At 32.5% G+C, this 8,669-nt stretch carries 8 protein-coding genes and 1 pseudogene; all 9 read right to left on the reverse strand.

Annotated elements, in window-relative coordinates:
* A pseudogene (locus tag ACO5GE_RS07255) lies at positions 1 to 162 on the reverse strand (transposase); the annotation flags it as partial.
* A gap of 264 nt (positions 163 to 426) precedes the next feature.
* A complete protein-coding gene (locus tag ACO5GE_RS07260) occupies positions 427 to 1,791 on the reverse strand; it encodes an FAD-dependent oxidoreductase (protein ID WP_484830253.1) in 1,365 nt (454 codons plus the stop codon).
* A gap of 953 nt (positions 1,792 to 2,744) precedes the next feature.
* The gene (lysS, locus tag ACO5GE_RS07265) at positions 2,745 to 4,256 is read right to left on the reverse strand and encodes a lysine--tRNA ligase (protein WP_484830254.1); all 1,512 of its coding nucleotides are present in this window, start codon (positions 4,254 to 4,256) and stop codon (positions 2,745 to 2,747) included.
* A 20-nt stretch (positions 4,257 to 4,276) separates the two neighbouring features.
* The gene (gene greA, locus ACO5GE_RS07270) at positions 4,277 to 4,762 is read right to left on the reverse strand and encodes a transcription elongation factor GreA (protein WP_484830255.1); all 486 of its coding nucleotides are present in this window, start codon (positions 4,760 to 4,762) and stop codon (positions 4,277 to 4,279) included.
* Positions 4,763 to 4,887: 125 nt separating this feature from the next.
* Positions 4,888 to 5,847, reverse strand: a complete 960-nt coding sequence (dusB, locus tag ACO5GE_RS07275) for a tRNA dihydrouridine synthase DusB (protein ID WP_484830256.1) — start codon at positions 5,845 to 5,847, stop codon at positions 4,888 to 4,890.
* A gap of 12 nt (positions 5,848 to 5,859) precedes the next feature.
* The gene (locus tag ACO5GE_RS07280; protein ID WP_484830257.1) at positions 5,860 to 6,630 is read right to left on the reverse strand and encodes a type III pantothenate kinase; all 771 of its coding nucleotides are present in this window, start codon (positions 6,628 to 6,630) and stop codon (positions 5,860 to 5,862) included.
* 15 nt (positions 6,631 to 6,645) lie between these two features.
* Positions 6,646 to 7,605: a biotin--[acetyl-CoA-carboxylase] ligase gene (locus ACO5GE_RS07285; protein WP_484830258.1), complete on the reverse strand. Its 960-nt coding sequence runs from the start codon at positions 7,603 to 7,605 to the stop codon at positions 6,646 to 6,648.
* Positions 7,606 to 7,658: 53 nt separating this feature from the next.
* A complete protein-coding gene (locus tag ACO5GE_RS07290; RefSeq protein ID WP_484830259.1) occupies positions 7,659 to 8,018 on the reverse strand; it encodes a LapA family protein in 360 nt (119 codons plus the stop codon).
* 21 nt (positions 8,019 to 8,039) lie between these two features.
* Positions 8,040 to 8,429: a hypothetical protein gene (locus ACO5GE_RS07295; protein ID WP_484830260.1), complete on the reverse strand. Its 390-nt coding sequence runs from the start codon at positions 8,427 to 8,429 to the stop codon at positions 8,040 to 8,042.
* Between the last annotated feature and the right edge of the window lie 240 nt (positions 8,430 to 8,669).

Here is an 8,669-nt window from a genome sequence, read left to right on the forward strand (position 1 = left end):
ACTCCTTTCCACTGACATAATGTTCTTATTATATCTCTTATCGCTTCCTTTTTTTTCTCCATAAAAGACTTTTCTTCTATATTTTGGTGCAAATACTACATAGTACTTACAATTCCATTTGGTATGTGCTAAACTGATACTGACATTATTTTGTTGAGACATTTTAATGTTCCTCCTAATCTATTCTGTTTTTTTATAATCTGGCAGTCTTTAATACAGTTTAGCACATTAGGAGGTTTTTTTTCACCACTTAAGCTCTTTTGAACCACGCAACTATCGCGTGGTTTTCTTTATACAACAAAACAGCAAGATATAATATAATCTTACTGTTTTTATTAAATATCTTATTTTAGAGAGACTCTTATGTGAATAAATAACAAAGTTTGAATGTAAACTCTGCTTTATGAGAAATATTTACACTATCTTTTATTTTATTAAGGTGAACAAATCGTTTAGTGCTTCTGCCATGGTCGGATGAGTAAAAATTTGATTTTGAAGTGTAGTATAAGGCTGATTCATCATCATAGTAGAAACTACAATATTGATTACCTCATGTGATTCTTCTCCAAAAAGAACTGCCCCTAAAATCAAATCTGTCTCTGCATCAACCACAGCTTTATAAATACCCGTTTGATTTCCGAGAATTTTTGCTTTTGGAATTGCCGATACAGGAAGAGTTGCTATTTTAACCTTATATCCCTTTTCCAAGGCATCTTTTTCACTTAGTCCCACTTTTGAAAAAGTAGGATGTAAGAAAGCAGAAAAAGCAATACTTTGTCTTTCTTTTATAGAATACTTTCCATGATCTTCCAAATAACTTTTTACAATGCGATAATCATCCAAAGAAATATAGGTAAACTGTGGTCCTCCGTTTACATCTCCCATTGCAAAAATATGCTCTTTATTAGTCTGTAAATGTTCATTTACTTTGATAAAACCTCTTTCAGAAATTTTTACACCTGCATTTTCTAAATACAATTCTTCTGTATTTGGTTTTCTTCCTGTTGCAACCAAAAATGCTGAAACCTTGATTGTTCCATTTTTTCCATTAGAAGAATACGAAATGGTAACGGAATTTCCATCCTGTTCAACCTCTTCAATTTCAGTATGAAAGAGAAAATCTACTCCCAATGAACGATAAGAATCAAATACTTCTTTTGCTACATCTTCGTCTTCTCTTGGTAACAATCTATCTCCTTGATCAATTATAATAACCTTTGTTCCAAATTTTGCATAGCTTGCGGCAAACTCAAGTCCAATGAATCCACTACCAAGAATTGCCAATGTCTCCGGAAATTCTTCTAAATTCATAAGAGTTTCGCTTGTATGAATTCTATCTTCAACTTTTAAACCTTTAATCGGTGGAAGAAAAGGGCTTGCCCCAGTATTGATAAAAAAGCGCTCTGCAGTAACATCATAAGATTCTTTGTCCGTTTGTATTTTTACGACATGATCATCTTTAAAGGAAGCAATTCCATCAATGACTTCCACATTTTCATTGTTTGCTACTTTATCATAGTTTGCAATATTTAACTTCTCAATCAATGATTTCTTGTTAATAACGGACTTTCTATAATATTCTGCATCACTTAACTCGCTAAAACTTCTTCTATCCGCACAGGTTGCTAGATACTTTGAAGGAATACATCCTACATTGATACAGGTCCCCCCATACATGGCAGGAGATTTTTCAACCAATATTGTTTTTTCACCTTTGTTTCCTAAATAGTTAGCTAAGGTTTTTCCCGCTTTTCCAAATCCTATAATTACATTATCTACTTTTTTGTTCATCCTATCATCACTCCTTATTTTTCATTCACTGAATAGTTATAATTTATACCAATAATTTGTTTTTTGATTGGCACGGCTTTATTTTTCGATAAGAGTATACATCAATTTCCAAACTCTCTTATAATTATCATCCAAAACCATTACTATCTCGATAAATTTACTTAAAATCTTTAAAAATATCTTATCTTAATCATTTCCTACTATTACTATATAGCTTGTGAGATTATAGATAAAGTATATCCAAAATTCTTGAAAGTATTTTGACTGCTAAAAAGATATATTACATAGTTACTCAATAAAACAATTATTTTTATCAATCAAATAGACGATTTGATATGGATAACTTGTTCTTAATGAGTTCTATCTAAAAAAATTATTCCTTAACAAATATAATCAAATCCTAACAAAAGAATTTTCGTTACCAATTGATACCGTCTGTATTTTTCTTTATACCATAAATTTAATATAACAATCATAAATTCAATTTTTAAAAATATAAAAGTTAAAAAAACAAGAATTTACTTTAAACGAAATTATATATAAACTCATAGAATACTAATATATTTTCTATCGATACATAAACTAGATTAAATTTTTGAGTCGATCCAATTTCTATGGTAATGATTTTAAATGTTCCGGTGTTAAAATTTTTTTAGTATTTCATAATTCATAAATGATTTCTGAAACCTTTAAAATATTTCATATTCTACAGAATAATATAGTGATACTATTTAATTTTGATAACTCATTACTTATGTATCTTGTTTTTATTTCTATATAAAAAGCGGTATAGGTTAACCTATACCGCTTGAATTTTATTTTTGATAAACGAAATTATTTTCTCTTATCAACAAATTGTGTCATGGAACAATAAAATGTGAACCGTCTAATATTTTGAAAAACTATGATTACTCAATCTATCAACTAATATTAGTAACATTCATTTCTTTTTTCTATACTTCCGGTTCCTCTTCTTCGTCATCTTTTTTAACGATAGGTTTCATTGTAGGGAACAAGATAACATCACGAATGGAAGATGCATTTGTCAATAACATAATCACACGATCTACTCCGATTCCCAATCCTCCTGTCGGTGGCAATCCTACTTCGATAGCATTTAGGAAATCTTCATCCATTTCATGCGCTTCATCATCTCCAAGTTCTTTTTGTCTCATTTGATCTTCAAAACGTTGTCTTTGGTCTACCGGATCATTCAACTCTGAAAACGCATTGGCAATTTCCCAGCGATTTGCAAATGCTTCAAATCTGTGAGTCAATCGTGTATCCAACGGATCTCTTTTTGACAATGGAGAAATTTCTACCGGATGTCCTGTTACAAAAGTCGGTTGAACCATATGTTCTTCACAGAATTCTTCAAAGAACAAGCTGATAATATGTCCTCGTGTCATTGTTGCCGGAGTCAATTCAATTCCTTTTTCTTTTGCTATCGCAATTGCTTCTTCATCTGTATCAATTTTGTTGAAATCTACTCCTACATATTCTTTAACTGCATCAATCATAGAGATTCTTCTCCATGGAGGTGTAAAGTCAATCTCAGTTCCTTGGTAGTTAACCACCATACTTCCTGTAGATTTCTCTGCCATGTATGACACAATACCTTCAGTCAATCTCATGATTTCTTCATAATCTACGTATGCTTGATAGATTTCAATCGCTGTATATTCAGGATTGTGGTTAATGTCCATTCCTTCGTTTCTGAACATTCTTCCCATTTCATATACTTTTTCAAATCCACCTACAATCAATCGTTTCAAATACAATTCATTTGCAATTCTCATATACATTTCCAAATTCAATGTATTGTGATGTGTTTTAAATGGTCTTGCATTTGCACCACCGGCAATTGGACTCAAGATTGGCGTGTCTACTTCCAAGAAGCCTCTATTATCTAAGTATTCTTTCAATGCTTTAATGGCCTTGCTTCTTTTGATAAAGCTTTCTTTTACTTCAGGATTCACAATCAAATCCACATATCTTTGGCGATATCTTAAGTCCGGATCTTTCAAGCCTGCATGTTTGTCAGGCAATGGATGTAATGATTTTGTCAACAAAGTAACTTCTTTTGCCTTTACTGTAATTTCGCCCTTATGTGTTCTAAATACAGTTCCTGTAATACCGATAATATCACCGATATCAAAGGTTTTGAAATCTGTATAAGATTCTTCTCCTACTACATCTTGTCTCACATAAACTTGAATTCTTCCTTCAGAATCTTGTATTGTCAAGAATGATGCCTTTCCATGTCCTCTGATTAGCATAATTCTTCCTGCGATAGATACATCTTTTTCTTCCAACTCTTCAAATTTATCTAAGATATCTACACTGTGATGTGTATAGTCAAATTTTTCATTAACAAAAGGATCTCTTCCCTTTTCTTGTAGATGTACCAATTTTTCCAAACGAATTTTTGTAAATTCACTCATAGGAGTTTGATTTTGTTCCATAGTATGTTCCCTTCCTCTCATTATCTTCTGACTTCTAAAATTTTTATATTTACAACTCCATTTGGGACTTGAACTTCAATACTCTCCCCTTCTCTACGGCCCATCAAAGCTTTTCCGATAGGGGCTTCATTAGAAATTTTAGAAGAAGACGGATCTGATTCTGCAGAACCAACAATAGTATACTCTTCTACCTCTCCCTCATAATCAAGTTTTACCCAAGAACCGATATTCACTACATCATGCTCTAACTTGCTCTCATCAACAATTACTGCTGTACGAAGAATATTTTCTAATTTTGAAATACGTTCCTCTAATTGTGCTTGCTCATTTTTCGCTTCATCATACTCAGCATTTTCCGAAATATCTCCGAATGATAGCGCTACTTTGATTCTTTCTGCAACTTCTAATCTTCTCGTTGCCTTTAGATACTCTAATTCTTCTTCAATCTTTTGGTATCCAGATTGGGTAATTAGGGCTTCTTCATTACTTAAAATATCTTGGGCCATATCCTTTTCCTTCCTTTTATCAATTTATTATTCAACAACGTCACACAAATAAGACTGCTTGATGTTGTTTTATTTTCCTGAACAATAAAGCAAATTATCTTTTTAATTGTATCGAATTCACTGATTTATGTCAAGTGCTCAAAATACTCTGTCAATAGCTTTTGTGCTGTTTGTATATCTGTCGTTTGATTGATTTCATTTCTTACTTTTGCTGCCATAGGCAATCCTTTGATATACCATCCGATATGTTTTCTCATCTCACGAACTGCTTTATCCGTTCCTTTGTATCCTGCTTCCAATTCATAATGTTCTCTCACAATATCATATATCTCTTGAAAAGGAACTTGTTCTTTTTCAGGTCCTTTCCCTATGAGATTGTTAAAAAGAAAGGGGTTTCCCTGTGCTCCTCTTCCTATCATTACTGCATCTACAGACGATAACTTTACTCGCTCCTCAAATGTCTCTTGATCTCTAATATCGCCATTACCAATCACAGGAATAGATAGTGATTGTTTTATCTCTTTTACTATGTTCCAATCCGCTTCACCGGAATAGAATTCTTCTCTTGTTCGTCCATGAACTGTTACCGCATCAGCTCCGGCTTCTTGCATCTTTTGTGCAAATTCCAATACATTTACTTGTGTACTGTCCCAACCCTTCCGAAACTTCACTGTTATTGGAAGATTTGTGTTTTGTTTTGCATATTCCACTATTTTTTGTGCAAGCTCCGGTTTCTTCATCAATGCGGAACCATCTCCGTTTTTCACAACTTTTGGTGCAGGACAACCCATATTGATATCAATCAAAACAAATCGGTTCAGTTGCTCTATTTTACGAACTGCTTTTGCAATAAATTCCGGCTCATTTCCAAATATTTGGATTGCAACATCTCCTTCATCAGGATGAACCTCCATCATTTTCCAAGTGTTCTCGTCTTCATAACACAAAGCTTTTGCATTAATCATCTCTGTGTAAGTTAATGAAGCTCCATATCGATGACATATTAAACGAAATGGAAAATCGTTAATACCTGCCATAGGCGCCAAAAAAATATTTCCCTTTGTTTCATAATTACCTATCTTCATCTCATCACTCGCTTATTCGCCTACATTTTTATGGTAGATAATTCTCAATCCTTCTAATGTTAAATTCTTATCCACATAGTCTACTTCTTCCATATGTGTGCAAATCAAAGAAGCCAACCCACCGGTTGCAACTACAGTAGCATTATCTCCAACTTCCTTTTTCATTTGTTCTACGATATTTTTCACTAATCCTACATAACCGAAAAAAATCCCTGATTGCATTGCTGATACTGTATTTTTTCCAATCACTGCTTTCGGTTCAACTATCTCCACTTTCGGAAGTTTTGATGCTCTATCGAACAAAGCTTGAGCAGAAATCTTTATTCCCGGAGAAATTGCTCCTCCTAAATACTCTTTTTTGGAATTAACTGCACAAAATGTAGTTGCTGTTCCAAAATCAATAATAACTAACGGTGCTCCATATTTCTCAATTGCTGCAACTGCATTTACAATTCTATCTGCACCTACTTCCTGAGGATTTTCATATTTAATATTCATCCCAGTTTTAACTCCCGGCCCAACAATAATCGGTGTTGCGTTACAGTAACGAACTACAAAACTTTCTAATGCATGCATCACATCGGGTACCACTGATGAAATAATAACATCTTTAATCTCAGATAATTCATAGCCGTTCATCACAAAAATTTCTTTAATAACAACTCCATATTCATCAGATGTCTTGGATTTATTTGTTCCCATTCGAAATGTCATTACCAATTCTTTGCCTTTATAAGCTCCGAATACAATATTTGTATTTCCTACATCTATTACCAAAAGCATAGTTTCAATTCTCCTCTATTTCTTTTTCTTTAAGATAGTCACTTCTCCTGAATTCAGTGCAATTTCTGCTTTATTCGATAATCTGACTACCAAATTCCCATTTTCTTCGAGTCCTACTACCGTTCCCTTATGCTCTACAGTATCTTTTAAGAAACAAATTTCTTTATTCATCAAATAGGATTTATCTCTTAGAACTTTCAATGCCTCTTCTCGGTCTCCTTGAACAAATTTATTGTACAAAAACTCAAATTGTGAGAATAAATTCAAAAGAAATGTGATTTCATTGATCTGATGACCTGCTTTCAGTAACGATATTGCTATCTCTTTCAATTCTTCTGGAAAGACGTTAGATATATTGATTCCAATTCCAACGATGATTTTATTATACCCTTCCATATCAGTGACCATCTCTGTCAAAATACCACACAATTTTTTATCATTCAAAAAGATGTCATTTGGCCATTTTATTTCAGTATCTATTCCTAAAGATGACAGAGCTCTATTTACAGCTACTGCTGCCAAAGAAGTAATAAAAGAAACTTCTTGCATATTCATTGTATTTCTCATCATGAAAGAGAAGTACAATCCTCCCTCTTCACTTAAAAACTCTTTTGTTCTTCTTCCTCTTCCCTTTGTTTGAAAAGTAGAAACTACCAAAGTACAGTCCGGAATCTCTTCTCTGTTATATTTCAAAAAATCATTGGTAGAATCTATCCTTGGAAAAAACAAAATATTTTTTACAAAATTCTGCTTTTTGAAATGATAGTATATTGTATCTTCGTTTAACTGCATCCCTACAGATTTTAAAATATATCCTTTTTTAGTAGCAGACTCTATTTCAAACCCTGACTCTCGTAGCTCTTTCATGTATTTCCATACATTTGCCCTGGTCATATTCAATTGTTCTGCGATTTCTTCACCGGATATAAAGTAATCCTCTTTCTGACAAAGCAAATCGATAATTTTTCGTTTCATAAATGTAATGCACACCCTTTTTTGAAATTTAAAAATTGCCCTTGTAAGCTAAATTATTTTTCAAAGATCTCCTGATGTTCAGATTTTTGCAATTCCTCCAGTTTTTTTTCTAATTCATTGATGCTTAATCTCAATTCAGCATTTTCTTTTTCAAGAGACATAACACTAACTTGCGCATTTTGCTTTTCATTGTTTGCTTGTTTAATGTCTCTACTATACTTCCAATTTTTAATTAGAGAAAGTCCAATCCCAATCAAAACTCCCATTACAACAGTCAAAACAATTATTAAAGCTTGAGATATTTGCAATTTCCAAATCAAAAATCTAATCACAACACTCATAGAATTTTGTACTGCAAAAACTGATACTAAGATAATAGCGAACAATAGACAAACTGTTTTTATATTTTTCATAATTCAACCTCCGTTTTACTGTTATCGAACTCGATCATAATCATGATACGCTCTAAAAGAAATATGTCTTTTGACTTTTTCTCCGTCTTTTGATTCTACAGTCTGATATTGTGTAGAATAAAGTGGAATCATACCTATCTCTAATGCACATCGAATCATATAGAATTCCATCCCCTTATCACCATCAAAATAAACATATTTAATACCTCCTTTTTTCTTTTCTACCAAAAATTCTACTAACGCTTTTAAATCTTTTACATCTAATATACCCATCGGATTGACATTTGTCCATCGTTTCAACAGCTGTAATGGTAATGTTTCAATTTTGTAAATACCAAAATAATATTTTAACTCTTCCAGCTGCTGAGATGTAAATTGCGTTATAGAAAATACGACCATTGTTTCATTCAAAATCGCTCACCTCATCATTTTCATTATCCATAAATTTTTATTTCATTATAGCATAGCCTATCAAATAATTATAATATGGAAGTACAGAAAAATTCAATTATTTCAAAAAATCATTTCTTCATAAATGATTCTGTCAAAAACAAAATTGTCAAAGAAACTACATTCCTTTGACAACAACAATCCTATCTAAAAACTTTATATGGAGCTACCGACGGGACTTGAACCTGCGACCTGCTGATT

Source organism: Filifactor sp. (genome assembly GCF_057248345.1).

Excerpts from the sequence above, each read along its gene's own strand:
- ACO5GE_RS07260 (WP_484830253.1), bottom strand. The coding sequence starts at position 1,791 with ATGAACAAAAAAGTAGATAATGTAATTATAGGATTTGGAAAAGCGGGA.
- lysS (WP_484830254.1), bottom strand. The coding sequence starts at position 4,256 with ATGGAACAAAATCAAACTCCTATGAGTGAATTTACAAAAATTCGTTTG.
- greA (WP_484830255.1), bottom strand. The coding sequence starts at position 4,762 with ATGGCCCAAGATATTTTAAGTAATGAAGAAGCCCTAATTACCCAATCT.
- dusB (WP_484830256.1), bottom strand. The coding sequence starts at position 5,847 with ATGAAGATAGGTAATTATGAAACAAAGGGAAATATTTTTTTGGCGCCT.
- ACO5GE_RS07280 (WP_484830257.1), bottom strand. The coding sequence starts at position 6,630 with ATGCTTTTGGTAATAGATGTAGGAAATACAAATATTGTATTCGGAGCT.
- ACO5GE_RS07285 (WP_484830258.1), bottom strand. The coding sequence starts at position 7,605 with ATGAAACGAAAAATTATCGATTTGCTTTGTCAGAAAGAGGATTACTTT.
- ACO5GE_RS07290 (WP_484830259.1), bottom strand. The coding sequence starts at position 8,018 with ATGAAAAATATAAAAACAGTTTGTCTATTGTTCGCTATTATCTTAGTA.